Genomic DNA, 26,978 nt, shown 5'->3' with positions numbered 1-26,978 from the left:
GGTTCAAATCCCGCCTCGGGCGTTTTCTCGAACTCAAACTCACGAGCAACCAGCGTGCTGTGTTGCGAGTATGCTGCGTTCGAGAATACGGCAACAGGGATTTGAATCAGGAAGCAGCTTGCTGCGACCGTGGTTCAAATCCCGCCTCAGGCGCCTCTTCGAGTTCTACTCCACCGTTATATCTACATCCTGAACAGTAGCAGCAAGTCATCCGTTACCCCACACAGCGTGAGCGGCAAGCACGACGGCTGTGTCCTGTGATTGCAGCGCGCGCCGTACGCAACGGTACTCGAGTACACCGAGTGGTCAATATTCCCACACACGGCGAGATGAGAACAAAACCCTTAATACTCCGACCGGGAAACCAAGTATTGCAAGCCCGGGTGGTGTAGTGGCCCATCATACGACCCTGTCACGGTCGTGACGCGGGTTCAAATCCCGCCTCGGGCGCTTCTTCGATTCCTGATTCGTGAGCGACCCGCGTAGCGGTGTCGCGAGCATGCTGAATCGAAGAACGGCAGCACCGGATTTGAACTACGGAACGAGCGAGCACCGCGAGCGAGTTCAGGTGGTTCAAATCCCGCCTCGGGCGTTTTCTCGAACTCAAACTCACGAGCAACCAGCGTGCTGTGTTACGAGTATACTGTGTTCGAGAACACGGCAACAGGGATTTGAATCAGGGAGCAGCTTGCTGCGACCGTGGTTCAAATCCCGCCTCGGGCGCTTCTTCGATTTCTAACCCGTAAGCGACTCGCGTAGCGGTGTCGCGAACATCCTGCCTCGAAGAGCAAGAGGGTTCGAGTTCCTGTAGCGCGACGACCCCACAACACAGCCGAGGGTTCATATACGAAGACGCAACCAACACCGGCGAACTGCGATGTCTGTGAGGACGAACACGAAACAAACCGGCGACGAAACCGAGTGCAAGATTATGTGCCGGCTACTCGAGACGGGGTACACCGTCTCGCGACCGTTCGGAGACAACGACAAGTATGATTTGATTCTCGACACTGGTACCGACCTGTTCCGAGTGCAGTGCAAAACCGGCTGGCAGGAGGACGACGGTGCTGTCCACCGGTTCAAGACGGCGAGAAAGACGACGAGAAACGGGGGAAGTGACCGTCGTCGACTACGGTACCGCAGTCGATGCGTTCGCCGTTCGCTGCATCGACACAGACACGCTCTACTGGGTCCCAGCCGAGCAGGTCGGGTCAAAAAGTACGTATCTCCGACTCGAGGAGCCCGAAATCGATCACCCTCGCGTCAGGATGGCATCGACGTTTCGGTTCTAGACTGCGCTTCCGTGAGGCGGAGAACGGATCGCGGTCAATGAACACTGCTGCGTTGTGCCTCGGCGACGATTGCAGCGAGAATCCTCGGACACAGCAAGGACAGACCAGCGGAACCAGCGAAGAAGGCTACATTTTAGTACACGCTGAAACCTTCTAGATGCAGTTACAGGTCGCCGGTGATGGAACATGTCCCGTCACCAATCGTATGTGACGGCCGGCGACCGATAGCTCGAGTTCGACCATGTCACAGCAGATTTCCGTTCTCGTCGTCGACAACGAACCCGGGTTCGCCGGGCTTGCCAGCGAGATGCTCGAACGCGAACACGATGCAATCGTTGCAACGCCCACAACCAGCGCACCGGAGGCACTCGAGTACCTCGAGGGGAACGAGCACGCGGTCGATTGTATCGTGAGCGACTACGAGATGGCGGAACTGACGGGACTCGAGTTGCTCGAGCGCGTACGGGCGGTGAATCCGGAGTTGCCGTTTATTCTGTTTACGGGCCGCGGGTCCGAGGCTGTCGCGAGCGAGGCGATTGATGCGGGAGTGACCCAGTATCTCCAGAAGCAATCGGGCAGAGAGCAGTATACACTACTGGCGAATCAGATCACGAACGCGGTCGCGCAGTATCGAGCGGAAACGGAGTTACGAGAGAGCGAGCGCCGGTACGAGCGGACGGTAACGACGCTCCACGAGACGACGCGGGAGTTGATGCGCGCGGAGACGAAAGACGAGATCTACGAGTCGGCGGTCGAAACTGCGGCGGAGATGCGGGATGTGACAGCCGCTGCGGCGTATGCTTTCGAGCCGACGGAACGGGTTCTCGAACATGTTGCTTCGGAATCATCGTCAACGTCACCGTCGACGCCAACGTCACCCTCGTCACCCTCGTCATCGTCGTCATCGTCGTCATCGTCGTCCCCGGGCGAGTCCCGGGCGGTAGTCGATCCGGCTGTCGACACCCCGCGGTCGGATGATCTGATCTGGGAGGCGTTCTCCGAGGGCGTCGTCCGCGAGTACGACGAACAGGCGCACGCGAGTGTGAGTGGGATTCTCCGCACGGAACTGGTGACCCGCAGTGAGGTGGTGGTTCCCCTCGGGTCACACGGGGCGCTCGTCGCGGGGACCACGGATTCGGATGGGTTCGCCGAAACAACGACGGAGGTCGTCCAGATTCTGGCGGCGAACACGGAAGCGGCACTCGACCGGGCCGAACGCGAGCAGTTGCTGCGCGAACACGACCGAACGCTGACCGAACAGAACGAGGAACTGACGCGGCTCAATCACATCAACGAGATCGTCCGCGAGATCAACCACGGCGTCGCGCAGGCCTCAACCCGAGCCGAGGTCGAAACGACGGTCTGCGACCGGCTTGCCGACACGGATCGGTATCGGTTCGCCTGGATCGCGAACACCGACGATCCGCCCGAGCCAACTACCTGGGAAGGCGTCGACGCGACCTACATGGATCGGATCCGTGACGGCGGAACCCAGGCCCCCGAATCGAAGCTCATCCGCCAGACGCTCGCGGCGGAACAACCCTGTGTCATCCGTGACGTACTCGAGACGGATGCCTGGGACCAGCGCCGTGCCGAGGCGCTCACCTACGGTTTCCAGCGCGTTCTCGCGGTGCCCGTCACCGACGGTGACCGGGCGTTTGGAGTCTTACTCGTCCATATCGGCGGCGGCGAGGACATCGGCGACGCCGAACGCGAGGTGCTCGCCGAACTCGGAGAGACGATCGGTCACGCAATTCGCTCCATCGAGCGCACCCGAGCGATGCTTACCGACAGCCGACTCGAGTTGGAACTCGAGTGTCGTGACTCGCGGCTGTTGTTCAACAGGCTGACGACGCGGATCGAGGAGTCACTGACGGTGGCGGGCGTTATCGATCGAAACGATGACGAGTTCGTCTGTTTCGTCAGTACGCCCTCGTCGGCCGATATCCGGCCGGTTGCCGAGGAGTGGGCGGCGCTCGAGACCTGTTCGGTCGTCTCGGACGGCGAGGACGAGACGCTGTTCGAGATCACCGGTTCGACGACGCCGCTGCTCGACGTGTTGCGGACCTACGATGTGACGGTACGCAGCGTCACTGCGGAGGCAGGCGTCTCGACGCTCGTGCTCGACGTCCCAAAGCGAGTCGAGGCTCGGACGCTGATCGAGGCGATCACCGAGCGCTATCCGGAGACCCAACTCGAGGCGCGCCGCGAGACGACGAGCACCAGGTCGGCCCGACAACTCGACACCTATCTCGAGGAGGAGTTAACCGACAAGCAACACGAAGCGCTGCAGGCGGCCTTCTACAGCGGGTTTTTCGAGTGGCCCCGAGATAGCACGGGAGAGGACCTCGCAGCGGCACTCGACGTGTCGTCGCCGACGTATCACTACCACCTTCGGGCGGCCGAACGGAAGCTGGTTACACTGGCCCTCGATGGGCATTCTAATTGATTAGTACCTTGCCCAGACAGTATCTAATCAGTTAGAAAGTATACTTAACCCCCTCCCGTTCATACGCATAGATGGCGATCTGCGAGAGACTGTCGCCACCCCCCTAATCCCCACCCCCACTTTCCGGAACTACGACTCGAGAGCCACAGGTAGAGCGGTTGGTCAACTCGTTTGTAGTACTTACGAGTCGACAGACCGTTCCCACTCGATCCACTCCTGTTCCCAGCCGCGTCTGGACTCGGCGCGGCGCTGGGCGTACTCTCGATCTTCACGCGCCGTCCGATTTCGTTCGATGGTTCCGGGCTGCTCACCCTCGACCAGCAACGGCTCCAGTGAGACGGCATCGTGTTCGATCCGGTCATCGTCGCCCGTGAGTGTGACCACGCGCTGGCGCTGAGTTCCTTCCGGGTAGACCAGCCGTCCGTTCGGTGCCAGTTGATCGAGCAGTGCCCGCGGGGGCGACACGACGGCGGCCTCCAGCAGGATACGATCGAACGGGGCGTATTCGGGGAGTCCGTCGGCTCCATCGCGGCGGTCGACGAGCACGCCGTCGTATCCCGCACCGGCGAGGTTCCGGCGCGCTTCGATGACCAGCGGGCGAGCGATGTCGATCGCGTGGACGTTCGTCTCGCCGGCGATCTCGGCTGCGAGTGCGGCGGTGTAGCCGACGCCAGCCCCGACGACGAGCACGTCATCGCCCGCCGTCGGTGCGAGGGCGTCCATAAACCGGGCGACGGTGCTCGGCGAGAGCACACGCGTTCCGTGTACCTCGTGATCACGGTCGGCGTACGCCGTTCGCTCGTCGTCGATGAACTCGTGACGAGGCACGTCACGCATCGCGACAGCGACGGTCTCGTTCTGGAGGACGTCCTTGGCCGGGGACTCGAGTCCGTCGACCATGTCCTCTCGCAGTACCGCGGGATCCATAGTCGAGCTATCTGGTCGGTGGATATGAATGGCGCGCTTGCGCAAGACGGAAGTCGGTCTGGTGGTCCACCCGTGGCGCCAACGGCTCACCCGCGCAGCTGGACGAACCGAACCCCACCGTGTTCGGACCGGTCGAGCGAGCCGTCAGCCCGCTTCGTCGCCTCGACGAGCGTCTGGTGGCTCGTCCCAACAGGGGCGAGGAGTGTCCCGCCAGACCGAAGCTGTTCACGCACCGGCTCCGGAATCGACGGCGTCGCACAGGTGAAGTAGGCCGCGTCGTAGGGTGCGTGCTTTTCCCACCCGTTTCGGCCGTCACCCGTTCGGACCGCAACATCGCCGTAACCGAGTGCTGTGAGCGTCTCGCGGGCCGACTCGGCGAGATCAGTGCTGTACTCGACGGTGTACACGTGCTCCGGACCGACAATCTCGGCCGTCACGGCCGCATGATAGCCACAGCCCGTCCCGATCTCGAGGACGTCGTCACCCGGCTCGAGATCGAGTCGGTCGGCCATGACTGCGACCATGTGCGGCGCGCTGATCGTCTGGCCGTCCCCGATAGGGAGCGGCCGATCCGCGTAAGCGTTACCGCGCCGGTCGGCGGGCACGAACTCGTGGCGCGGAACGGACTCGAGTGCGTCGAGGACGCGCTCGTCGTCGACGCGGTGGGAAACGGTTTGGACCATCCGCTCGCGAGCGGCCGCAAAGTCGCCGTCGTCCGGATCGTCGGTGTCGCGACCGGAGCGACCGAAGCGATCGAACATAGGTATAGGTACCAATTCGCGTTCGGGAGGAAAGAGTCTGGGGGCGCAGGTGCGTGCTGGTTCAGAGTGAGGTCGAGAGAGGAAGAGTGAGAGGAGGAATCGGTGCGAGGGTGCAAGCGGTGTGAGAGGTGGAGAAGTAGAACGGTGGAACGGTGGAGAGGGACGCGCTCGTTACCAGGCCGACCACGCGCTCGACGTCTCGTCGTAGGCATAGACGCGCTTGACGTCCTTCGCTGGCACCGTATCGCCCTCCATATCGTACCGGTCGCGGTCGTAGCCCGTGACTGCCTGGCGGACGACGAAGGCGTCGATCTCGAACTCGTCGTCACCGAAGTCGTCGACTGCACCGACCTCGAACTCGTAGTCGCCGGGGACGTGAACCGTGATGCTTCGGCTGTCGTCGCGCGAGCCGTCCTGTGGGTGGATCGTGATATCGACGGAGACGTTGTCGACCTCGCGCGTCCAGACGGTCTCGATCTCGTCGGCCGGGGAGCTCTCGACGCGGCGCTGACCGTCGAGTTCGAGGCTGGTTACGCGAACGGTCGAGAGAACCTCCTCAGTTTCTAAGAGGAACTCGTCGCCGACCTCGATGGTCGCACCTTCGGGCGTCGTCACGTTGGCGGTGAACGATTCGCCGTCCTGGGAGACGACGACGTCGAGGGTTACCTCGCGCTCTCGTTCTGGCTGTACTTTGTGGACGTGACTGCACTCGCTGCAGCGCACGGTGAGGGAGCCGCCGCCCTCGGTGAGGACCTCGTGAACGGTTTCGAGGTCCGGCGAGCACGACGGACACGGCGTCGGAATCCGATCCGGAATATCGTTCATAGCACGGCGTAGACGCTACGTGCCTAAAAGGCGATTGGACCTGTGCTGACCGAGCGATTCGACTGCTCGGTACTGGTGGTTGCCTGCCAGCGGCAACGAGAAGACGACAGAAAACACTTGTATCCTGTCACTGTGGGCGAACGTATGCAACGCTCGCGACGAAACCTGCTGTCGGCGTCCGGACTGACGCTGGCGGCACTGGCCGGCTGTGTCGATTCCGCTGTGGTCGACACGGAGCCGGCCGGCGAAACAGAAATTGTGGAGACACGAACGGAGTCGGGCGATGAATCCGGAACCGGTGAGGACCCGCCGGCCGTAGCGTACGACGCCGACAGCCGAGAGATTCAGGTGAGCGGCGTGTTTCCGATCGGAAACAGTTGTTACAGCAGCCAAATCGAGGAGCCGGAGTACGATGCAGACACCGACGAACTGACGGTCCGAATCGGTCGGGAACACGACGGGAGTGATACCTGCGAGGACGTGTTCACCGCGACGTCGTACCGAATCATCGTCGAATTCGAGGGCGCAGCACCGGCAACCGTCGTCGCGATCGAAAACGGTGCGTACGGCAGAGAAGAAACGCGCAAAGAGCTCTGAGACGCTGCTACTGCGGCAGTCCTCAGCAGGGAGAGAACAGCGACTGCCGTTCCGTTACTCGCTCTGCGGAAGTTCCACTTCCGCGCCGTCCGCGTACACCGTCGGCCCGCGAATAATGCCGTCGAGGTGGATGGGTGCCTCCACGTCGCCGCCGATTCCGGCGTCGTCACCGATCGCGATGTGGACCGTTCCGCCGGCCTTCTCGTCCAGCAGGACCGAGCCGACGAGTTCCGTAACGGCGACGTTAGTTCCGATACCGAGTTCCGCGAGGTTGCGCGCTGCGTCGCCGACCTCCTCGGCCGCACTCTCGACCGTCTCGCGGATGTCGCCGTCCGAAATGTCCGTGACGAGACCGTCCTCAACCTCGAACGCGAGCGTCTGGTCGTCGTTGAGGAGGCCGTGGGGCATCATCGTCCCGTCGACAACGAAGGTGCCGCTGGCGCTCTCGGGGCTGACGAATACCTCACCCGCGGGGAGGTTCGACATGACGCCTGGCTCGTGGACGATGCCGGTATCCGAGAGGAAGTCGCGGCCGCTAACGTCGAACGTGATGTCGGTCCCCGCGGGCGCGGTGACTCGAATCTCGTCGGCGTCGTCGACCTGCTCGCGAACGTCGGCGCAGTGGTCCGCGATCAGTTCGTAGTCCGCATCGAGTCCGGTCGTGAAGACCTCCTCGGTGATTCCGGGCAGCGTAGCGACGCGCGCGCCAGCCTCGTTGGCCTCGGTTCGGGCGCGGGTGTGGCTCAGGCTCTTGGTCGTCGGCGCGAGTACCACGTCCGCGTCGGCCATCGCCGCCGACACCGGCGCTGGCGGCTCGCTCCCGTGGGTCGATCCCGGCGGGTAGCGTACGATCACCGCATCGTCCGTAATTTCACTCGCCACGTCGTAGAGCGCCTCGCCAATCGGCTCGCGCTTGTCGTCGGTGACGATCGCACAGGACTCGTCGGACTCGAGTGCCAGACACTGTTCGACCGCGGTTTCGGCTGGATCCCGAAGCGTGGTGGGGGTAGACATACGTCAGGGTGTGTGCGGCGAGTGAATATGTCTTCCCCTCTGTGAGTCTCGACGCTGAAGAGTGTGGCACTGCGTTCGGGACACGGGCAGCAGAGTGAACTAGAAATCGTGCTGAGAAACTCCAAGGCGAGTAAAAATCCCGCGAGAAGCCTCGAAACGGTTATCCGCCTCGGTAGTGGACTGCCGGATACACAATGATCCAGGTCGCGATCAACGGCTACGGTACCATCGGCAAACGCGTCGCAGACGCCGTCCGGGCCCAGCCCGATATGGAAGTCCTCGGCGTCGCGAAGACGCGACCGAACTTCGAAGCCGAGACGGCCATCGAGAAGGGATTCCCGCTCTACGCCGCTATCGAGGAACGCGAGCACCTGTTCGGCGAGGCCGGACTCGACATCGCCGGCTCCGTCGACGAACTCGTCGCCGACGCGGATGTCGTCGTCGACGCCACGCCCTCCGGCATCGGCGCTGAGAACAAGTCGCTGTACGAGGAATACGAGACGCCCGCGCTCTACCAGGGTGGCGAGGACGCCGATCTGGTCGACGTGAGCTTCAACGCGCGCTCGAACTTCGAGGAGGCCGCCGCCGCCGATCACGTCCGCGTCGTCTCCTGTAACACGACCGGCCTCTCCCGCGTCATCGCACCGCTTCGAGAGGAGTACGGCGTCGAGAAGGTCCGCGCCACGCTCGTCCGCCGCGGCGGCGACCCCGGACAGACCTCCCGCGGTCCGATCAACGACATCCTCCCGAACCCGGTGACGATTCCGTCCCACCACGGCCCCGATGTCGAGACCATCTTCGACGACCTCGACATCGACACGCTCGGGATGAAGGTCCCAGCGACGCTGATGCACATGCACAGTCTCAACGTCACACTCGAGGAGGAGGTCGACGCAGCCGACGTTCGCGAGCTGTTCGCCGACGAGTCGCGGCTGTTCCTGATCCCCGAGCACATGGCTATCGACGGCAGCGGGAAGCTGAAGGAGTACGCCCTTGACGCGGGCCGGCCACGCGGCGATGTCTGGGAGAACGCCATCTGGGAGGAATCCATCTCGACCGTGGGTCGTGACCTCTACCTCTTCCAGGGCATCCACCAGGAAAGCGACGTCGTGCCGGAGAACGTCGACGCGATTCGCGCGGTGCTCGGCGAGGCCGACGCCGAGGAGAGCATCGAGACGACCGACGAGACGCTCGGCATCGGGCTCTGAGCCGTCGGTTACGCGCCTCTCCTGGAGCACAGAATACAGTACCGCAGCAGACAACCACGCCACCAGAAGAGCCGAACCGTTTCGGACCGAAACAGCCGATTCGGCGCTCGAGACGCCGCTCGAGTCACCGAAACAACTAGTTCCGACAGAAAGTTTTTCCCCCGTGGGCCACTACTGGCGTCTATGCGAAGAGACGACCGCGACGAGCCCTTCGATGACCTCTTTCGCGAGATTGAACGGATGATGAACGAGATGATGGACGGTGCCGACACGAACGTCAACTTCAACTCCTCTCGAAACGTCGACACCGGCTTTGGCATGGATACGCACGTCGATATTCACGAAACTGACGATGAACTGCGCGTCGTTGCGGATCTCCCCGGCGTCGAAAAGGAAAATATCGACCTCGAATGTGACGGCGAGACGCTGACCATCTCCGCGGGCAGCGACCACCGCCAGTACGACGAGCGAATCTCGCTCCCACAGCGGGTCAACGAACACACGGCCTCTGCAACCTACAACAACGGCGTGCTCGAGGTCGTCTTCGATCCAGCCGAACAGTCCTCGGGAATCAGTCTCGAGTAAGCCGACTCGCGGTCCAGTAGTCGTCCGGGTTTGGTCTCCGATCGCCTTGTTCTGCTTCTGCCTCTGGGTCAGCTACCGACTCACCACACGCTACCGGCTCACAGCCCCTGCGCCGCCGTCTCACGAATCGCAGCCCCCAGTCGATCGTAAAACCCCGGCTCGTACTTCGTCTCTGCGTCGATCGTCGGGCGCGCGTTCGTCTCGTTAATCACCACCCGGTCGTCCGTCACGAGCAGATCGACGCCGACGAAGGAAATATCGAGTTCCCGCGCCGCAGCCTCGGCAACCTCGTGCCACTCTGTCGGCAACTCGACCCCCGTCGCCTCCGCGCCCCGATGGACGTTGTGCTTCCACTGTCCCTCCTGGACCGCATCGTCCGGCAGCCGTCGCTCGACCGCGCCGACGTACTCGGACTCGAGTACCATCACGCGATAGTCGGTCGCGTCGGGGAGGTATTCCTGGACGAGAAACGAGCGGTCGCCGGTCGCCCGGTAGTCGTGGACCAGCGAGAGGTAGTCACAGATCCCCAGAAACGAGTCCAAGTCGTGTGCCTTCGCGACGCCGACGCCGCGCGTGGTCGAGTTCGGTTTGACGACGACGGGGGGATCGAACTGCGCGAAGACGTCGGCCAGTTCGTCCTCGTCGACGTCGTTCGAGATGTAGACCGACTTCGGAACTGGGAGGCCAGCCCGGTCGAGTCGTGCGATGACTTCGGCTTTGTTCCGCGAGGTCAGCACCGCCTCGCGGTCGTTGAGCCACGGCATCTCGAGTAAGGCGTCCGCGACGCCGCCCTCCATCAACCGGCCAGGGTAGACGAAGCCGACATCGTACTCGTCGGGCACCCACGGCGGATCGGTCAGGTCTACCACGCGCTCGCTCGCGGGCACGTGATGGACTCGAACATCGCGTTCTGCGAGCGGGTCGCGCATCCGCCGAAACGTCTGCTTCGCGTTGGCGACCGCGAGCTCGATCATACACCGACCTCGGGAGTAGAGCGACAAAAAGGTAGCTCGACACCAGGCCTATCGTAACAACTGAAACTATTTACACGCCAATCGAACGACAACGATGCGATTGGGTATGTACTGACGTTCAGTAGCGACTCTACTCGTCAGCGTCCTCCGCATGCGTCGCCTCCGCGTGCACGTCGTACGAATCCCGCGAAAACGCCCCCTCGAAGGAGATCGTCTCGGTTTCGTCTGGATCCAACTCGAGTTCCTGCTGGTCGTCGATATGGCCGCGAACCTGTCCGCCACTCGGTGTGGTGAGTGTGACGTCGATAGCGCCCGCCTCGCCGTCGTTTCGGACATCTGCCTCGATAGCCCCGATCTGGGCCTCGAGGTAGTAGGCGTCGTATCCGTCGAGATCGGCATCGTCGAAGACAATTTCGCGCCGTTCGCCCGCGTCGAAGTGGACACTGGTCCCGTGGGCGGGCGCGGGGGCTGTGAGGACGGCGTCGCTATCGTCGTCCGCCTCGAGGAGATACAGCAAAATCGTGGCCTCGCCGGGATCACCGTCGTTTTCGAACGTGCCGGTGAGTTCGAGAGTAGAAGTGGAGTCGGGATCGGACGCAGAACCGGAATTGGAACTGGGACTAGGACTGGCGTCCGCATCGATCGATTCGATGGGCGGCATGCCGTCGCGGTCGACATGCGCGACTGCTGGAACCCGAACGGCTTCGACAACCGGTTCCGGAAATTCGCCGCCCTCGTCGCCTGAATCGGTCGAAATGGAGATACAGCCGGCGACCGAGGTTGGAAGGAGAGTGCCAGCAGTGGCGAGGACTCGTCGACGTTCCATACACCGTTGGCCACAGGGTGCCCTCGTTATTCTTTCGGGTCGGTTGCTGTCGAATCAACGGGGTGCGTAATCTGGAACATCCAGACCGAAATCACCAGTCCACTCGCGGCTACGAAGAGCGACGTTGCAGAGTAACTTCGGTTGTCCGGTTGGTGTCGAGAGACGCCGCGCTGTCTGGCAGCGTTGCTGCAGTAACGGGATAAACTGCAGTGAAAAGGTGGGTCTCAGTTTAGGCGATGAGCTGCTCTTCGCCCTTCTCCACGACGATGCGACACGGCGGCGTGATCTTGTTGTAGGAGCGACGGAGTGCCTCCTTGGCGAACTCGGCGTCCTCGACGTCACACCAGATCGTGAAGATGCGCTCGCCGGCGTCGATGCGGGCTGCGGTGCCGACGATCTTCCCGAAGGACTGGCGCATCCCGTCGGAAACACGGTCTGCACCAGCGCCGGTTGCCTGCTTGTTCTCCCGGATGACGTGGTGGGGGAACTTGCGCAGGATCATCTTGTACTGGTGTTCGCCAGCGTTTTTCAGCATGTGGCGGTTAGCCGAGAGACGGGAGGCCTCGAGGCTGCCGTGTCGGATCTGGACCTCTTCTTCGGTGATGAGGCTGATCTGGACCGGGTAGTCCTCGGGGTCTGCCTGCAGGTCGCCCATCTGGTGCTGTGCAATCTTCGAGCCGGGAATGCCAGTGATGTACTCGCGTCGCGTGTATGCTGGCTTGCTAATGTCCCGGTACATTGAGGCGGGTTTGTCTGACATGGTTGTGGTTACTTACGAAAAGGCAGGCCTACCGTCCGGATAAAGCCTTCGAAGCGCGCGCTCGAAACTCCCCCACGAGACCGCTCACACTCGCTCTTTGAGTGTGAGTGTGTCGCAAGAGAGTGTCGGTGCGGTGTGAAACGGGTGGGCGATCCGGGAGCGAGAAGTGGCCAGTCAAGCGAGGCAAATCCGCTCAATACGGCGGCGTACTTAAGTTTCTACCGCAGGTATCATAACGCATGATGAAGAGTTTCCGGATCGGGACCCTCTTCGGAATCCCGATCAAACTCGATATTACGTTCCTGCTGGTGCTCCCGTTATTTGCGTATCTTATCGGGTTCCAGATCGGTGCTGTCACGGAACTCCTCAATGCGTTTATGGGAGCCAGCATCGACGTGGAGGCCGTAACGGCTGGCTGGAACCCCTGGATCCTCGGCCTTGCCGCTGCAATCGGCCTGTTCGTCGGCGTTGTCTTTCACGAACTCGGCCACTCGCTGACCGCCCAGCGCTACGGCTTCCCGATCGATTCGATCACGCTCTGGCTGTTCGGCGGCGTCGCCGCGTTCTCCGAGATGCCCGAAGACTGGCGACAGGAGTTCGCGATCGCCATCGCCGGCCCCATCGTCTCCGTGCTCGTCGGTATCGCCTCGTTCGGCCTCTTCTACGTCACCCCAGCGAGCATGGACGGCACGCAGTTCGTGCTTGCTTACCTCGCAATCTTGAACGTCGCACTCGCGGGGTTCAACATGCTGCCCGCGTTCCCGATGGACGGCGGCCGCGTCCTGCGAGCCTTTCTCGCCCGATCGAAGCCGTACGCACAGGCGACCCAGCAGGCCGCGAGCATCGGCAAGTTCTTTGCGGTCCTCATGGGTCTGTTCGCGCTCATCCCGCCGTTCAACATCATCCTGCTCGGCATCGCGTTCTTCGTCTACATCGCCGCCTCGAGCGAGGCCCAGCAGGTGACGATGAAAGCGGCGTTCCAGGACGTGACCGTCTCGGATATCATGACGCCGGCAAGTGACCTCCACACGGTCACCCCCGACGCCTCGGTCGCACAGCTCATCCAGCGGATGTTCAGCGAACGCCACACGGGCTACCCGGTCGTCGAATCCAACGGTGGCGGCGGTCGGCTGGTCGGACTCGTGACGCTCTCGGACGCCCGCGAGATCCAACCAGTCGAACGCGATGCCTACACCGTCGAGGAGATTATGACGACGGACCTGAAGACCATCTCCGCCGAGTCCGACGCGATGACCGCGATCGAACAGATGCGCGAGAACGACATCGGTCGGCTGCTGGTGGTCGAACGAAACGGCCACGTTGGTACTCCCGGACAGGAGACTGACGTGCCACCCGGCAGTGAACCACGGGCGGGCGACGACCTCGTCGGCCTCATCTCGCGCTCGGACATCATGACCGCCTTCGACATCGTCCAGAAGAGCGGGGCCGTCGGCCTCGCGGCACAGGCCCAGCGCGCGGATTGAGAGCGTGAGCGTGAGAGTGAGAATGAGCGGAAGGGGAAAGGGGAGCGTGAACTCGAGGGCGAGGACGAGGATTGCCGGCCAGAGATGGCCCCATAGTCGAAGAAACACCCGTCTCGCGTCCCGAGACCAACATTCTTAACCGCGGCGGTAGCCGAGAGTGCGCCGATGCCACCGGCCATCGAGACCGTCGATCTCGTGAAGGACTACGGGGAGTTGCGCGCGTTGAACGAGCTGTCGCTCACCGTCGAGGAGGGCGAATTCTTCGGCCTCCTCGGCCCCAACGGCGCGGGGAAGACGACGTTCATCAACACGCTCGTCGGTCTCGTCCGTAAGTCGGGCGGCGAAGCGCGGGTCTTCGGCTACGACGTCGAGTCCGACTACCAGCAGGCTCGCAATGCAATCGGGCTCGCACCGCAGGAGTTCAACGTCGATCGCTTCTTCCCGATCCGGGAAGTCCTGATGCACAAGGCCGGCTACCACGGCATTCCCGAAGATGAAGCCGGCGAGCGCGCCGACGAGGTACTCAAGCGCGTCGGCATCTACGACAAGCGAAACGAACGCTTCGACTGGCTCTCCGGCGGGATGAAACGCCGCCTGCTCCTCGCGCGGGCGCTCGTTACTGACCCCGACTTGCTGATCCTCGACGAGCCAACCGCGGGCGTAGACGTCCAACTGCGCCACGACCTCTGGGACCTCGTCACCGAACTCAACGAGGAGGGGACCACCATCCTCCTGACGACCCACTACATTGAGGAGGCCGAACGCCTCTGTGACCGCGTCGCCATCATGAACGAGGGCCACAAGGTCACCGTGGCAACCCCGGACGACCTCAAACGCCGCGGCACGGACACGATCGAGATTCTACTCGAGTCCACCCCGCCCGCTGCCACGACCATCGAGTCCGACCTCGGCGAGTACGCCCACGAGGTGTCGACGAGTGGCAACCAACTCGAGATCCGCGTCGACGACGGTGGGTCGACTGTGCCGCAGGTGTTGCACGACCTGGAAGCGGCGGGCCACGAGATTGCAGATCTCGAGATTTCGCGGACATCACTCGAGGAGATTTTCGTGGATCTGACGCGCCAGAAGGATCGGTCGGTGACGCGGTCGTCTGCGTCGAGCGCAAGTGGGAGTGGAGGACCTGATGGCGATGATGTTGCTAGTGAGGCGGCGCACGGACAGACACAAGAACAAGAGCGAGAGCACGAACACGAGCACGAGCAAGAGCGCGAACAGGAGGGGGTCGCCTAATGCTCTCCGTCGGCTTTCGTGCCCTGTTCAAGCGCGAACTCTTGCGATTCATCCGCCGACCGAAGAATACGTTCATGCCACCGGCGATCACAAACGTACTCTACTTCGCCGTCTTCGGGATGATTCTCGGCGGCCGCATCGACAGCCCGGTTGAGGGCGTGGAGGGTGCCGACTTCGGCTACATCCTCTTTCTCATCCCCGGACTCATCGTCCTCGGCACCATCTCGAACGCCTTCGAGAACGCCTCGTTCTCGATCTTCCACGGGCGGTGGAACGAGTACATCCACGAGACGCTAACCTCGCCGCTGTCGTACGTCGAGATGGTCGTCGCCTACGTCTCCGCGAGCGCCGTTCGCGGGCTGATCGTCGGCGTCATCATCGCCGTTATCGGCCGCCTGTTCGTGCCGATCAGCATCGAGAACGGCCTCTTCCTCGTAGCCACGATGGTCGTCATCGCCGCGCTCTTTGCAGGGCTGGGAATCATCGGCGGCCTCGTCGCGCGGGACTTCGACGACCTCACCGTAATGAACCAGTTCATCCTGCGCCCGCTGGTCTTCTTCGGGGCCGTCTTCTACTCGCTGACGATGCTCGAGCCGATCTGGCAGGCCGTCTCGCTGCTGAACCCGATGGTCTACATGGTCGACAGCGTCCGCTACGGCCTGCTCGGCTACTCCGACATGTTCGAAGTCGCACCGGCAGCCTATGCCGAGTTCGCACCGCTTGCCTCCCTCGGCGTGCTCACGCTACTAACCGTCGCCGTCCTCGCGATCGACGTCTACCTGTTCAAGATCGGGTACGGACTCACTGACTGAGCACCTGAGAGTGGGCTAAAAGAGCAGACAGCCACCGGACGCAAGATCAACGCCATTTTATTGCCTCGTGCGAGCGTATTGTCAACTATGGAAAGCGAAGAGTACTGCTGGAACTGCGGGTCGGTGCTCGAGTCCGGCGCGAATTATTGTTCGTCGTGTGGTGCGGAAGTTGGCCGAGACGACCGTGCTGGAGGTGAAAGTGAGAGTGGCGGTCGAACGGATGAGTGGGGGACGAACGACTACGGAGCCGACGACTACGGGGCCGATGACTATGGAACGGACGACTACGGCTCCGGAAGTTACGAGCAGGCCGGGTACGGGTCGGACGGCTACGATGCGCCGGGATACGAAACGCGGCGAAACGATACGTCGTTCGCTGCCGTGACGCATCTACTCGCGATCTTTACGTGGCTCATCGGTCCGCTAATCGTGCTCGTCGTTACGGAGGACGAGTTCGTCGACGCGAACGCGCGGATGGCGGTGAACTGGCAGATTATGTTCACCATCTACATGCTGCTCTCGCTGATGCTGGTCATCGTCGGCGTCGGTATCCTCGGTTTGATCATCCTGCCGTTCCTCGATATCGCCTTTTGCGTCGTCGCGGCGGTGAAGGCGAACGATGGAGAGGTCTGGCAGTATCCGTTCACGCCGGAGATTGTCTGAGAAGTGGGAAAACGCTCGCTGTGTGTCGCTGCTATCTTTCTTCAAGGAGAGAATCCCGTCGTTTACGACGACCTCAGAACGTTCCACGTTCTGATGGGCATCGCAAACCTTCGGTTTGCTCAACGGGCGTGAATCCAACGACGACTCCACAATCCTCGTTCAGTAACAATACGGATATTTAAGTTATATCGTATTGTAGCATGACATACACCGAGGCGGCATGACCGCCCACCTAATCGGACAATATCGGGACTCCGAGGCCCAGAACGGTCGAGACACCCTCTCGAACCGCTGTGGTGTCTTGGTCAAGATAACTCCGAGTCCCCTGCCGGGATAGGAGTAACGGCGGTGTGACCCCGCCATCGGCCCGTCATGCTGACAGGTCGTAAACCAGCAAATATCCCAAACCAGCGGTGCGGTACCGTGGGAAGCCTCGCCGTTTACGGCGAGGAGGAGGTCACCGTCGCCTGTCGCAGTTTGTCGCAGTTTGTCGCTGTCTGTCGGTGTCTGCCGCTGTTTGTCGCTATCCGTCTCACCCGTTACGCTTCGTACTCGCCGACCTGCACGAGCTGTTTCCCGATGTTATCACCCTCGAACAGCCCGAGGAACGCGTCGGGCGCGTTCTCGAAGCCCTCCACAGTGTGCTGGCGGTACCGAATCTCCTCGTTCTGGATGAACGTCGAGAGCCGGCGGAGTGCTTCGCCCCAGCGGTCCTCGTAGTCACGAACGAGTAATCCCTCTACGCGGGCGCGACTCTCGATGAGTTTGGCGAGTTTGCGCGGCCCGGTCGGCACCTCCGTCGCGTTGTAGATCGAGATCTGTCCGCAGACTGCGACCCGCGATCGGACGTTGAGCAGCGGCCAGACGGCGTCCGTGATCGGTCCGCCGACGTTGTCGAAGTAGACGTCGACACCGTCCGGACAGGCCTCGGCCATCGCACGTCCGAGGTCGTCGGTCTCCTTGTAGTTGATCGCCGCGTCGAAGCCCAGTTCGTCGGTGAGCCAGTCGACCTTCTCGTCGGAGCCTGCGGTACCGACGACGCGCGCGCCAGCGAGGCGAGCGAGTTGACCGGCGACGGAGCCAACCGCACCCGCAGCGGCCGAGACGACGACCGTATCGCCCGGCGTCGGCTCGGCCACGTCGAGCATGCCGAAGTACGCAGTGACGCCGGGCATGCCGAGCGTCCCGAGCGCAGTCGAAATCGGGCCGTGGTCAGGGTTGACCGGCCGGAGTTCGTCGCCGTCCGCGATGGCGTGCTCGGCCCACAGGAGTTCGCCGGTGACGATGTCGCCCGACTCGTAGCCGTCGTGATTCGACTCGACGACTTCGGCGACGACGCCGGCCTGCATCGGCTCGCCGACGTCCCACGGTTCCTCGTAGGATTCGGCATCGCGCATCCGGCCGCGCATATACGGGTCGACGGACTGGTACAGCGTCCGGACGAGCACCTCGCCCGGACCGAGGTCGTCGAGGTCGACGGTGACGAGGTCGAAGTTATCCATCGTCGGTTCGCCGGTCGGGCGGCTCGCGAGGTGCCACTGGCGCGTAGATACCATACACACGCATTGGTGTGTCGGCAGGTCAATATTTGGTTCCCGGAACCCGCCGGTCAGGCGCTACCTGGGTATCAACCGGATATCAACATAGATCCAACCGGGTGCCAACGAACTCCCAAAGAGTAACGCCTTTGACGCCAGTGGGTGCGTGAATTCGTATGGGAGGTAACGCTGAACAGGAGTCCCAGGAGTCGTCCTATCCGAGCGACGGGCATACCGTACTGACCGACCTGCTCGCCGGCAACGCAGCGCACGCCGACGCACTACCGGATGAGTACTTCGCAGCCGTGCAGGACGGCCAGCAGCCAGATGTCGTCTCGATCTGTTGTTCCGACTCGCGCGTCCCCCAGGAGCGAATGTGGAACGCCGCCGATCCCGGCTCCGTCTTCACACCGAGCAACATCGGCAACCAGGTCTGGGACGTCGACCACGGCGAACGCATCGTCGACGGCGGCCTGCTGTACCCGATTCACCACGCCGGAACCAGCGCTGCCGTCATCGTCGGCCACACCGGCTGCGGGGCCGTCACAGCCGCCTACGAGGCCGCAACTGGTGGCGAGCTTCCCGGCCCGCGCGGCGTCGACAAGTGGGTCGAACAGCTCGTCCCCGTCGTGGAAGCCGGACTCGAGTCCGACCGGATCGATGCCGATGCTGACGAGGAGACGATCATCAACCAGCTCGTCGAGTTCAACGTGGACCGACAAGTCGAGTTCCTCCGCGCCGCCGAGGACGTGCCCGAAGAGGTCAGCGTGTACGGGTTCGTCTACGACTTCCAGGGCGTCTACGGCGACGAACACGGCCGCGCGTATCTGGTCAACGTCGACGGCGAGACCCAGCCGGAGGCGATCGCTGAACTCGTCCCGCCGGAGTTCGAGTCTGCAACGCGCAGTCTACTGTGGTGAGCCGGCCAGTCAGTAGCCGCCACCGTCAGCGTCAGAAAAACAACGCCCACAGCGCGTAATGGTCCGATCATCGGTTGTCCGCTCGATCGGGACGACCTGTAATCGACCGTGAGTCACGTGGGCAGTCGCGCCACAAATCGTCTGCACGTCGGCCTGGTCCGTCTGTTCGTCTCTGTGCTTGTGGATCGTTTTCGTGTGTTCGTTCAGAACCCCATCCATGGTACACCATGGCACGACCAGAGCACATAGTTCCGGTACCAACACACGTCGGCTCGAGTACGTGCGCGATTCCAGACCCCCTGCTGATCGGGTCGACGACAGGCAAGACCAGTTCGCGGACTTTCGCAACTGTAACGGCCACCAACTGAGACGGTGAGTATACTGATGCGTATCGGCAATTATCGCCACAACAGTACACAGCGGCCATAACGCGCCGCTATTGTGCATTATCGGACGAGTCGCAGGGTTTATGCGTCCAGCACCCTTCTCTTCAGAAGCAATGGCGAAAGGAACCGTTGATTTCTTCAACGACACAGGCGGCTACGGATTCATCGAGACTGAGGACGCGGACGACGACGTGTTCTTCCACATGGAAGACATCGGCGGCCCGGACCTTGAGGAAGGACAGGAGCTCGAGTTCGAAATCGAGCAGGCCCCAAAGGGCCCGCGCGCGACGAACGTCGAGCGCCTGTAAGGCGGAATTCGTAACGGTATCGACTCTTGACTGCAGTATTCTACACCTGTGAGCGACAGCGCCGTCGTTCTCTACTGGCGGTCCGAAACTGGCAACCCGAACCGAGCGGCTGCGCTGTAACCGGTCGACGACCGTGCCCTTTTATCTCGCTCGCGTCTGTAGCTTCGGTTTGACTTCCCAGTCGGGCGGTTTTCGGCGACCGAATCGACTGGCACGCAGCCGAACACGACTCACCACCAATGGCGAACCAGTACGTCACGGCCGCAGAACACGTCCCCGAGGATGCGACAGGCGAGACAGTAACGACCCTCCAGCTACGCGACCCCGAAACGAAGGAAATCTTCGAGGCGCGCGTCCGTCTGTCCAGAACCGAAACACACCTCGAGGAGCCACACCCCCTCTCGGTCGTCAGCGGCCCCCACGAAACCACGACCGAACAGTGGTACGTCGAGTTCGTCGACCGCGCCGTCGACGAGGCGCTACTCGAGTCCCTCGCTTCCTCTCAGCGCGAGCGCTCGAACGTACTCAACACCAGATCGGACGATCTGAAGGTTCTCCTCGAGTATCTCGTCGAAACGGGACGCTACGAGTCCTCGTCGGCGGCTATCCGCGAGTTGTTGTTCAGTCAGTTGGCAGAGCAGGAGCCGGCGTTGCTCGACACGTACGACGAACTCCGCACCGAGTACGACTCCGATCCGTTGCGTGAGGCACTCGAACGGACGGCTGACGGGAACGAGCGCGCAGCCCCGAATACGGAGGCGGATGGGAATGAGAGTAGGGATGCCCTCAGCGATGCTGATACCACGCCGACCACGACAGTGCCGACCGACCGCGATCGCACCCATCCCTCCCGATGACGACCCCCGCAACGACGTTCCGTGAGTTTCTCACCGTACTCGAGAACGCCGGTGCGCTCACCGAAATCGAGACGCCGGTCTCCTGGGACCTCGAAGCGAGCGCGATCACGATGGCCGCGAACGCGGCCGACGAGCGGATCCCTGTCTTCGAATCCGTCGAGGGCAACGGGACGGCTGCCCGCCTCGTCGGCGATCCCTACCGCGGTCCCCGCGGACGGGAGTTCGACCACCTCGCGCGGGCGTTCGATCTGCCGAGGCCGGCACGGCTGTCGGGACCTGCCTACTACACCCAGCTTATCGACCGACTCGAGGAGCAGCGCGAACCGACCGTCGTCGAGCCAGAGACAGCGCCGTGTAAGGAGGTCGTTCGCACTCGCGCGGCTGCAGACAGAGACACAAGTACAAACACAAGCGCAAGCGCAACCGGGAGCGCGAAGACGAATGCAGAGACGGACGCGAATCCGGACGCAAACACAGACGCGAACCTACTCGAGTTCCCCTGGCCGTACATCCACCAGCAGGACGGCGGGCGCTACGCGACCCTGACGACGCTGGTCGCACCTGATCCGGACGGCGAGTGGGGGCGCTGGTCGCGCCACCGGGCGATGATCCACGGTGAGTCCCGGGCGAGCGTGTTGTTCCTCGCGGGCGAGCAGCTCCCAAACCGCTACTACTACGAGTACGAGCGCCGCGACGAGGCGATGCCGGTTGCCCTCACTCTCGGCGCGGGGCCGGCGGTCACCGCTGCCAGCGAGATGTGGATCCCCGTCGGGCGGAGCGAGGCGACGTTCGCCGGCGGCCTGCAGGAGTCGCGGGTCGAACTCGTCCCCTGTGAGACGAACGACCTCCGCGTGCCGGCGTCGGCCGAACTCGTCATCGAGGGACGGATTCTTCCGGAGGAACGGCTCGACGAGGGACCGTTCGGCGACTACTTCGGCTACGTGAACGGGCCGCGCCGCTCCATGCCGGTGCTCGCGGTCGACGCGATTACCCACCGTGAGCGGCCGTACCTTCTCTTCTGCGTAGAGGGCTCTGGCGTCGGCTACGCCAGCAACTCGACGAGTTCGCTGCAGGTCGCGGCCGCCGGACCGGACGCAACGCTTGGCCTGCGCGCCGCGGGCTACGATGTCGCGATGGCCGCGCCCTGGCCCTACACCGAGCGAACGGTCTGGGTGATTGCAACTGATCGGCCCTATCCGGGCGCGCTACACGAACTCGCGAACTTCATCTTCACCACCTGGGGGATGCTCCACATCGACTGCTTCGTCTTCGTCGACCGCGAGGTCAACCCGCTCGACTCGCGTGCAGTGGTGGAAGCGCTCGCGCTACACGCTGATCCGGCGACGGACTTCCACCAGTTCGGCGTCGAACGCATGCCGAAGGTGCCACTGAACATCTACCAGACGCCCGACGAGAAGGGCAGTGCCGCCGTTGGGACCTCGAAGTCGAAGACCGCGAAGGCATACATCGACGCGCTCTCGGATGACGAACGGCCGACTCAGACCATCGGCGATTCCGAGAAGCGGCGGCGCGCACGCGATCTGCTCGCCGAGGCCGGTGTGGCCGGTGTGTCCGACGTGGCAGGCGTCGCTACCGAAACCGACGCGATGGGCGAACCGCACAGTGCAATCGATCACGAGACCGACGCGACGCGACACCAGCACCCACAGCACCAGAATCGATGACCGCCTTCCGCAAGCACCTCGAGTTCCTTCACCGAACCGACGACTGTCGCACGCTCTCCCGACCCGCCGACTGCTCCCCGCAGGTCGTCGCCGCGGAAGCGCTTCGAGCGGGTGGCCACGCGATCGAGATAGAACCCGAAACCGGCCGCGAGGGCGCACCCACCGTACCCACCACACCCACCGTCACCCTCGCAAGCGGCGTCTACGGCGGCATCGACCAATCGCGCGGACAACACACAACGGACTCCCGACACCGACAGCGCTACCCCTGGACCCGCCTCGGCATCGGGCTCGGCATCGACCAGGATCCTGCCTACACCGACGTGCTCGAGTCCCTTCTCGCGCTCGGCGAGCGCCGCGACGAGCGCGACGTGACCTACGTCGAGCGCGCTGCCGACGCGACGGCGCAGGATTTGCGGGAACTCGGGCTCCCGACGCCGCCGGACGAGGCCTGGCCGCGGTTCACCCTCGGACTGCTCTCGATCGGTACCGACCGAGGAACGTACTGGGCACCGATTCACGGTACCGTCCTCGACGGCAACACCATCCGTGCCCGAGTGCCGGCGGCCGTCGCTGAACGAGACCTCCTCGAGACGGGCACGGCGGTCACCATCGCACTCGGTGTTCCCCCGGAAGCGCTCGCGGCGACGCACCTGCTCGCGATCACGGACCGACTCGAGACGCCGATCGAAGACCGCGGCGTCGGCGCGACGGTGCCCGTCATCCCAACCGCCGGCGGCGTGGTTCCAAGTTCCGCGGAAGTCGTCGTCGAAACCACCGTCGCCGACCGCCAGCCCGCAACCCAGTCCGAGAAACGCGAGTTCTGGGAGCGACTGGGTGGGGGAACGACGCTGACACTCGAGTCCACCTCCATCTTCGCCCGCGAGGAACCGGTCGTGCCGTTCACGCCGCTGGGGGTGCCGCTGTCGGACGACCTGCAGCTTGCAGCCCTCTCGCTGTCGGCGACGCTGTTCGATCGGGTCAACAGCTACTGGGGTGTCGCGCCGGTTGACTGGCTGTTGTTGCCCGCGGAGGGGCGACTCGGACTCTGCATCGTCGCCTCGGAGATTCTTTACGCCGGCTTCGAGTGGCAGCTTGCGAACCTGCTGTTCTCGCTCTCTGATTGCTTCGACAAGGTGCTCGTCGTCGACACCGAGATCAGCCCGCGAAATCTCGGCCGGGCACTCGGCGATAGCTGGGTCAAGGCCCACCCCTCGCGGGACTGGCTGGTGAGCGAGCCCGACGCGCCGAGTGCGCGGATGCCAACGTACGGCCGAGGCGGCGGTGGAGGCGAGAGCTCCCGCGAAGACGGCGGCGAGACCGGCGCACGCCTCTACGTCGACGCCACCTGGGACCCGCGCTGGACGGACGAGTACATCGCGCCACGGGTCTCGTTCGACGAATCGTACCCGCCTGAACTCCGCGAGGCAGTTCGGGATTCGTGGACGGAATTCGGATTCGAGCCCGAATCGATGGCTAACGTCGGCGACGAGTCCGAGTCGTTGGAGTGACAGGCGAGACCAGCGACCAGCAAGTAGCGGACGGCTTCGAGTCTCTTTCTGGGCACCGGTGTACTCGAGTACCGACCAGTAGGTACTGAACCGGTCACGTTCGATACTGGTGTATACGATACTGTTTACGCAAGCAAGCGCCGGGTTGAGTTCTGGCTCGACGTGCTGTACTGGTTGGTTCCCCCGGTAAGTCGCGCAAAAGTTACCGGAACAGTTATTGGGGATGGCGAAACCGCTTCGGTGTATGCCATCGCGCGGCAACCGACTGGTTCACGTCCCGCGAACTGGGTGGTCGCGCGAGGTCAGTCACGACGTGTCGACGACCCAACTATCGGGGAGGGACACGGATACCGGTGCACGACGATACGCAGACTACAGACTATGAACTTCGAATCTACACAGGAACGCGATCTGATCCGACAGACGGCGGCCGACGTGGCCGCGGAGTACGGCCCCGAACACTGGCGCGAGAAGGAAGAAGCCGGCGAGTTCTCCGAGGGGTTCTGGGACGAACTCGCGGAGGCAGGCTTTCACGGCCTGCTGATCCCCGAGGAGTACGAGGGCGCTGGCATGGGCATGCAAGAGATGGGCCTCGCCATGGAGACCCTCTGTGCGGAGGGCTGTGGGATGGCCGGCACCTGGTACCTCGTGCTCACCGCAGGGATGGCCGCGGTCGGTATCCGCGAGTACGGCACCGAAGCCCAGAAGGAGACCTATCTGCCGGACATCGCGAACGGGAAGCGCAACTTCTCGATCGGCATCACGGAGCCTGAAGCGGGGACGAACACGCTGAACGTGGCGACGAAAGCCGAGAAGGACGGCGACGAGTACGTTCTCAACGGCCAGAAGGCCTGGATCACGTTCTCGGATCGCGCCGAGAACATGATCATCGTCACGCGGACGACCCCGCGCGAGGAAGTCGACCGCGGCACGGACGGCATCAGCCTGTTCATCGTCGATATGGACGACTCGAACATCGACGTCTCGCCGATCGACAAACACGGAATCAACTACTCGAAGTCCTGTGAGGTCTTCTTAGAGAACGTCCGCGTCCCCGAGGAGAATCTGCTCGGTGACGAGGGCGACGGCTGGTGGGTGCTGGTCGACATGCTCAACCCCGAGCGGATCGGCTTCGCAGCGGCCGGAACGGGAATCGGAAAACTCGCCGCGAACACGGCCATCGAGTACGCGAACGAGCGCGAGGTGTTCGACGCGCCGATCGGCTCTCACCAGGGCGTCTCGTTCCCGATCACGAAACCCTACGCGAAGATGGAGACCGCCGCGCTCATGCGCGAGAAGGCGGCCTGGCTCTACGACCAGGGCGAAGACTGTGCCTACGAGACCAACGTCGCGAAGGCGACCGCCGTGTCCGCCGGGATCGAGACCGTCAAGCAGTCGATGCAGGCCTTCGGTGGCTGGGGGTACGCCACCGAGTACGACGTCGAGCGCTGGTGGCGCGAGATCAACCTGACCCGGCTCGCGCCGGTCTCCCAGCAGATGGCGTACAACCACATCAGCCAGCAGCTCGGCTTCCCCAAGTCCTACTGAGTGATCACGATGTTTAGCAAACTACTCGTTGCCAACCGCGGCGAAATCGCCGTGCGCGTCATGCAAGCCTGTGAGGAACTGGGCATCGACACCGTCGCAATCTACAGCGACGCGGACCGAAACGCGGGCCACGTCGAGTACGCCGACGAGGCCTACAACGTTGGCCCCGCACCCGCGAGCGACTCCTACCTCGATCAGGAGACGATCATCGACGTCGCCGACCGCGCGGGTGCCGACGCGATCCACCCCGGCTACGGCTTCCTCGCGGAAAACGCCACGTTCGCCGCCCGCGTCGAGGATACCGAGGGGATCACCTGGGTCGGCCCGCCGAGCGAGGCGATGGAGGCCCTCGGCGAGAAGACGACGGCCCGACAGGTCATGCGAGCGGCCGATGTCCCGGTCGTCCCCGGCACGACCGATCCCGTCGATTCCGCCGCAGCGGTCCGCGAACTCGGCGAGGAGTACGGCTACCCCGTCGCGATCAAGGCCGCCGGCGGCGGTGGCGGTCGCGGTATGAAAATCGTCCGCAGCGCCGAGGAGGCCGACGACGCCTTCGAGAGCGCGAAACGCGAGGGCGAGGCCTACTTCGACGACGACACGGTCTACGTCGAGAAGTATCTCGAGTCCCCCAAGCACGTCGAGGTGCAGATTCTGGCGGACGAACACGACACCGTGCTCCACCTGGGCGAACGCGACTGCTCGCTGCAGCGCCGGCACCAGAAGGTCATCGAGGAAGCGCCGAGTCCAGCACTGGACGACTCATTGCGCGAGTCGATCGGCGAGGCAGCACGCCGCGGGGTCCGCGAGGCGAGCTACACGAACGCCGGCACCGTCGAGTTCCTCGTCGAGGACGGCGAGTTCTACTTCATGGAGGTCAACACCCGGATCCAGGTCGAACACACCGTCTCCGAGGAGGTGACGGGAATCGACATCGTCCGGGAACAGCTTCGCATCGCGGCCGGCGAGGAACTCCCCTACGAACAGGCGGACATCGACATCGAGGGCCACGCCATCGAGTTCCGGATCAACGCCGAGAACCCCGCCAAGGAGTTCGCGCCGACGCCAGGCACGCTGGAAACCTACAACCCACCGAGTGGCCTCGGCGTTCGCCTCGACGACGCGGTCTCCCAGGGCGACGAGATTGCGGGCGACTACGACTCGATGATCGCAAAACTGATCGTTCGCGCACCGACGCGCGAGCGCTGTCTCGACCGCTCACAGCGCGCGCTCGCCCACTTCGACATCTCGGGTCCCGAAACCATCGTGCCGTTCCACCGACTCATGCTCGCAGACGAGGTCTTCCGCGCAGGCGAGCACACGACGGCCTACCTCGACCACGAGGTGAGCCAGGACGAACTCGCCGACGCAGTCGAGCGCTGGGGCTCGGGTGCAGCAGCCAGCGGCGCAGGCGGTGATGACGCGAGCGAGCACGAACTTACCGTCGAGGTCGACGGCCGGCGATTCGACGTGCTGGTCGAAGACGGCCTGCCGCGGGCGGCCAGCAACGGCGGCACAGACGCTGGTGAGTCGTCAGGATCGGGTGGTGGGTCTGGCGCTACCGAACAGGTCGCAGCCGGCGACGCAGTCACGGCCGAAATGCAAGGCACCGTGCTCTCGATCGACGTCGAACCAGGCGACGAAATCGCCAGCGGAGACGTGGTCTGCGTCCTCGAGGCGATGAAGATGGAGAACGACGTGGTCGCGCCAGGAACTGGAACCGTCGCCTCGGTTCCCGTTTCCGAGGGCGACTCGGTTGACATGGGCGACCCGCTGGTCGTACTGGAGTGAGCTGAAACG

The 26,978-nt window shown here is 63.2% G+C and carries 24 protein-coding genes, 1 tRNA gene and 1 pseudogene; 17 read left to right on the top strand and 9 right to left on the bottom strand.

The window, feature by feature from the left end; genetic code table 11:
- Positions 1-377: 377 nt before the first annotated feature.
- The 3 genes and pseudogenes from BBD46_RS21260 (at position 378) to BBD46_RS21250 (ending at position 3,741) form a co-directional block, all read left to right on the top strand.
- Positions 378-450 (top strand) — tRNA-Asp (locus BBD46_RS21260).
- Positions 451-877: 427 nt separating this feature from the next.
- Positions 878-1,292, top strand: a pseudogene (locus BBD46_RS21255) (group I intron-associated PD-(D/E)XK endonuclease).
- Positions 1,293-1,533: 241 nt separating this feature from the next.
- Positions 1,534-3,741: a bacterio-opsin activator domain-containing protein gene (locus BBD46_RS21250; protein ID WP_071403638.1), complete on the top strand. Its 2,208-nt coding sequence runs from the start codon at positions 1,534-1,536 to the stop codon at positions 3,739-3,741.
- Positions 3,742-3,921: 180 nt separating this feature from the next.
- Here the strand turns inward: BBD46_RS21250 and BBD46_RS21245 are convergent, their stop codons facing one another.
- The 3 genes from BBD46_RS21245 to BBD46_RS21235 form a co-directional block, all read right to left on the bottom strand.
- Entirely contained in the window at positions 3,922-4,668 is a 747-nt protein-coding gene (locus BBD46_RS21245; protein WP_071403637.1) for a protein-L-isoaspartate O-methyltransferase family protein, read from the bottom strand.
- Between the two features lie 86 nt (positions 4,669-4,754).
- Positions 4,755-5,429: a protein-L-isoaspartate(D-aspartate) O-methyltransferase gene (locus tag BBD46_RS21240; RefSeq protein ID WP_071403636.1), complete on the bottom strand. Its 675-nt coding sequence runs from the start codon at positions 5,427-5,429 to the stop codon at positions 4,755-4,757.
- Positions 5,430-5,600: 171 nt separating this feature from the next.
- Entirely contained in the window at positions 5,601-6,254 is a 654-nt protein-coding gene (locus BBD46_RS21235; RefSeq protein WP_071403635.1) for an HVO_0476 family zinc finger protein, read from the bottom strand.
- Positions 6,255-6,398: 144 nt separating this feature from the next.
- Here BBD46_RS21235 and BBD46_RS23315 point away from each other — a divergent pair, with 144 nt between their 5' ends.
- A complete protein-coding gene (locus BBD46_RS23315) occupies positions 6,399-6,851 on the top strand; it encodes a hypothetical protein (protein ID WP_253184617.1) in 453 nt (150 codons plus the stop codon).
- Positions 6,852-6,905: 54 nt separating this feature from the next.
- On the opposite strand, the gene BBD46_RS21225 is transcribed toward BBD46_RS23315, so the two are convergent.
- Positions 6,906-7,865, bottom strand: coding sequence for an aminopeptidase (locus BBD46_RS21225; RefSeq protein WP_071403634.1), 960 nt, complete (start codon positions 7,863-7,865; stop codon positions 6,906-6,908).
- 194 nt (positions 7,866-8,059) lie between these two features.
- On the opposite strand from BBD46_RS21225, the gene BBD46_RS21220 reads away from it, so the two are divergent.
- Both BBD46_RS21220 and BBD46_RS21215 read left to right on the top strand, forming a co-directional pair.
- Positions 8,060-9,073 (top strand): type II glyceraldehyde-3-phosphate dehydrogenase, encoded by a 1,014-nt coding sequence (locus BBD46_RS21220; protein ID WP_071403633.1) that lies wholly within the window; start codon positions 8,060-8,062, stop codon positions 9,071-9,073.
- 183 nt (positions 9,074-9,256) lie between these two features.
- The gene (locus tag BBD46_RS21215) at positions 9,257-9,658 is read left to right on the top strand and encodes an Hsp20/alpha crystallin family protein (RefSeq protein WP_071403632.1); all 402 of its coding nucleotides are present in this window, start codon (positions 9,257-9,259) and stop codon (positions 9,656-9,658) included.
- A gap of 98 nt (positions 9,659-9,756) precedes the next feature.
- Here the strand turns inward: BBD46_RS21215 and BBD46_RS21210 are convergent, their stop codons facing one another.
- The 3 genes from BBD46_RS21210 to BBD46_RS21200 all read right to left on the bottom strand — a co-directional run bounded on the left by BBD46_RS21210 (position 9,757) and on the right by BBD46_RS21200 (position 12,218).
- Positions 9,757-10,632: an ATP-grasp domain-containing protein gene (locus tag BBD46_RS21210; RefSeq protein ID WP_071403631.1), complete on the bottom strand. Its 876-nt coding sequence runs from the start codon at positions 10,630-10,632 to the stop codon at positions 9,757-9,759.
- A 130-nt stretch (positions 10,633-10,762) separates the two neighbouring features.
- Positions 10,763-11,458 carry a hypothetical protein gene (locus BBD46_RS21205; protein WP_071403630.1) on the bottom strand — a complete coding sequence of 232 codons (696 nt, stop codon included), beginning with the start codon at positions 11,456-11,458 and terminating at the stop codon, positions 10,763-10,765.
- A 229-nt stretch (positions 11,459-11,687) separates the two neighbouring features.
- Entirely contained in the window at positions 11,688-12,218 is a 531-nt protein-coding gene (locus tag BBD46_RS21200) for a 50S ribosomal protein L16 (RefSeq protein ID WP_071403629.1), read from the bottom strand.
- A 239-nt stretch (positions 12,219-12,457) separates the two neighbouring features.
- On the opposite strand from BBD46_RS21200, the gene BBD46_RS21195 reads away from it, so the two are divergent.
- The 4 genes from BBD46_RS21195 (at position 12,458) to BBD46_RS21180 (ending at position 16,428) form a co-directional block, all read left to right on the top strand.
- Positions 12,458-13,702, top strand: a complete 1,245-nt coding sequence (locus BBD46_RS21195; RefSeq protein ID WP_071403628.1) for a site-2 protease family protein — start codon at positions 12,458-12,460, stop codon at positions 13,700-13,702.
- 165 nt (positions 13,703-13,867) lie between these two features.
- Entirely contained in the window at positions 13,868-14,953 is a 1,086-nt protein-coding gene (locus tag BBD46_RS21190; protein ID WP_071403627.1) for an ABC transporter ATP-binding protein, read from the top strand.
- Positions 14,953-15,765: an ABC transporter permease gene (locus BBD46_RS21185; RefSeq protein WP_071403626.1), complete on the top strand. Its 813-nt coding sequence runs from the start codon at positions 14,953-14,955 to the stop codon at positions 15,763-15,765. The genes BBD46_RS21190 and BBD46_RS21185 overlap by 1 nt, the downstream gene beginning before the upstream one ends.
- Positions 15,766-15,852: 87 nt before the next feature.
- Positions 15,853-16,428, top strand: a complete 576-nt coding sequence (locus BBD46_RS21180; protein ID WP_071403625.1) for a zinc ribbon domain-containing protein — start codon at positions 15,853-15,855, stop codon at positions 16,426-16,428.
- Between the two features lie 539 nt (positions 16,429-16,967).
- On the opposite strand, the gene BBD46_RS21175 is transcribed toward BBD46_RS21180, so the two are convergent.
- Positions 16,968-17,984 (bottom strand): NADP-dependent oxidoreductase, encoded by a 1,017-nt coding sequence (locus BBD46_RS21175; RefSeq protein WP_071403624.1) that lies wholly within the window; start codon positions 17,982-17,984, stop codon positions 16,968-16,970.
- A 158-nt stretch (positions 17,985-18,142) separates the two neighbouring features.
- Here BBD46_RS21175 and BBD46_RS21170 point away from each other — a divergent pair, with 158 nt between their 5' ends.
- Complete coding sequence (locus BBD46_RS21170; protein WP_071403623.1) at positions 18,143-18,886, top strand: carbonic anhydrase; 744 nt, start codon at positions 18,143-18,145, stop codon at positions 18,884-18,886.
- Between the two features lie 9 nt (positions 18,887-18,895).
- Here the strand turns inward: BBD46_RS21170 and BBD46_RS21165 are convergent, their stop codons facing one another.
- Positions 18,896-19,105, bottom strand: coding sequence for a hypothetical protein (locus tag BBD46_RS21165; protein WP_071403622.1), 210 nt, complete (start codon positions 19,103-19,105; stop codon positions 18,896-18,898).
- A gap of 280 nt (positions 19,106-19,385) precedes the next feature.
- Here BBD46_RS21165 and BBD46_RS21160 point away from each other — a divergent pair, with 280 nt between their 5' ends.
- The 6 genes from BBD46_RS21160 to BBD46_RS21135 all read left to right on the top strand — a co-directional run bounded on the left by BBD46_RS21160 (position 19,386) and on the right by BBD46_RS21135 (position 26,969).
- Complete coding sequence (locus BBD46_RS21160; RefSeq protein ID WP_004267330.1) at positions 19,386-19,580, top strand: cold-shock protein; 195 nt, start codon at positions 19,386-19,388, stop codon at positions 19,578-19,580.
- A gap of 239 nt (positions 19,581-19,819) precedes the next feature.
- Positions 19,820-20,437 carry a ubiD operon protein gene (locus BBD46_RS21155; protein ID WP_071403621.1) on the top strand — a complete coding sequence of 206 codons (618 nt, stop codon included), beginning with the start codon at positions 19,820-19,822 and terminating at the stop codon, positions 20,435-20,437.
- The gene (locus tag BBD46_RS21150; RefSeq protein ID WP_071403620.1) at positions 20,434-22,122 is read left to right on the top strand and encodes a UbiD family decarboxylase; all 1,689 of its coding nucleotides are present in this window, start codon (positions 20,434-20,436) and stop codon (positions 22,120-22,122) included. The genes BBD46_RS21155 and BBD46_RS21150 overlap by 4 nt, the downstream gene beginning before the upstream one ends.
- Positions 22,119-23,633, top strand: a complete 1,515-nt coding sequence (locus BBD46_RS21145; protein ID WP_071403619.1) for a UbiD family decarboxylase domain-containing protein — start codon at positions 22,119-22,121, stop codon at positions 23,631-23,633. Before BBD46_RS21150 ends, BBD46_RS21145 begins: the two co-directional genes overlap by 4 nt.
- A gap of 381 nt (positions 23,634-24,014) precedes the next feature.
- The gene (locus BBD46_RS21140) at positions 24,015-25,181 is read left to right on the top strand and encodes an acyl-CoA dehydrogenase family protein (protein ID WP_071403618.1); all 1,167 of its coding nucleotides are present in this window, start codon (positions 24,015-24,017) and stop codon (positions 25,179-25,181) included.
- A 9-nt stretch (positions 25,182-25,190) separates the two neighbouring features.
- Positions 25,191-26,969, top strand: a complete 1,779-nt coding sequence (locus BBD46_RS21135; protein WP_071403664.1) for an acetyl/propionyl/methylcrotonyl-CoA carboxylase subunit alpha — start codon at positions 25,191-25,193, stop codon at positions 26,967-26,969.
- Positions 26,970-26,978: the final 9 nt, after the last annotated feature.

Source organism: Natrialba sp. SSL1, from assembly GCF_001861355.1.
Lineage (GTDB): Archaea > Halobacteriota > Halobacteria > Halobacteriales > Natrialbaceae > Natrialba.
Note: the sequence above shows the minus strand (reverse complement) of the source record. Positions and strands in the feature narration are given on the sequence as shown.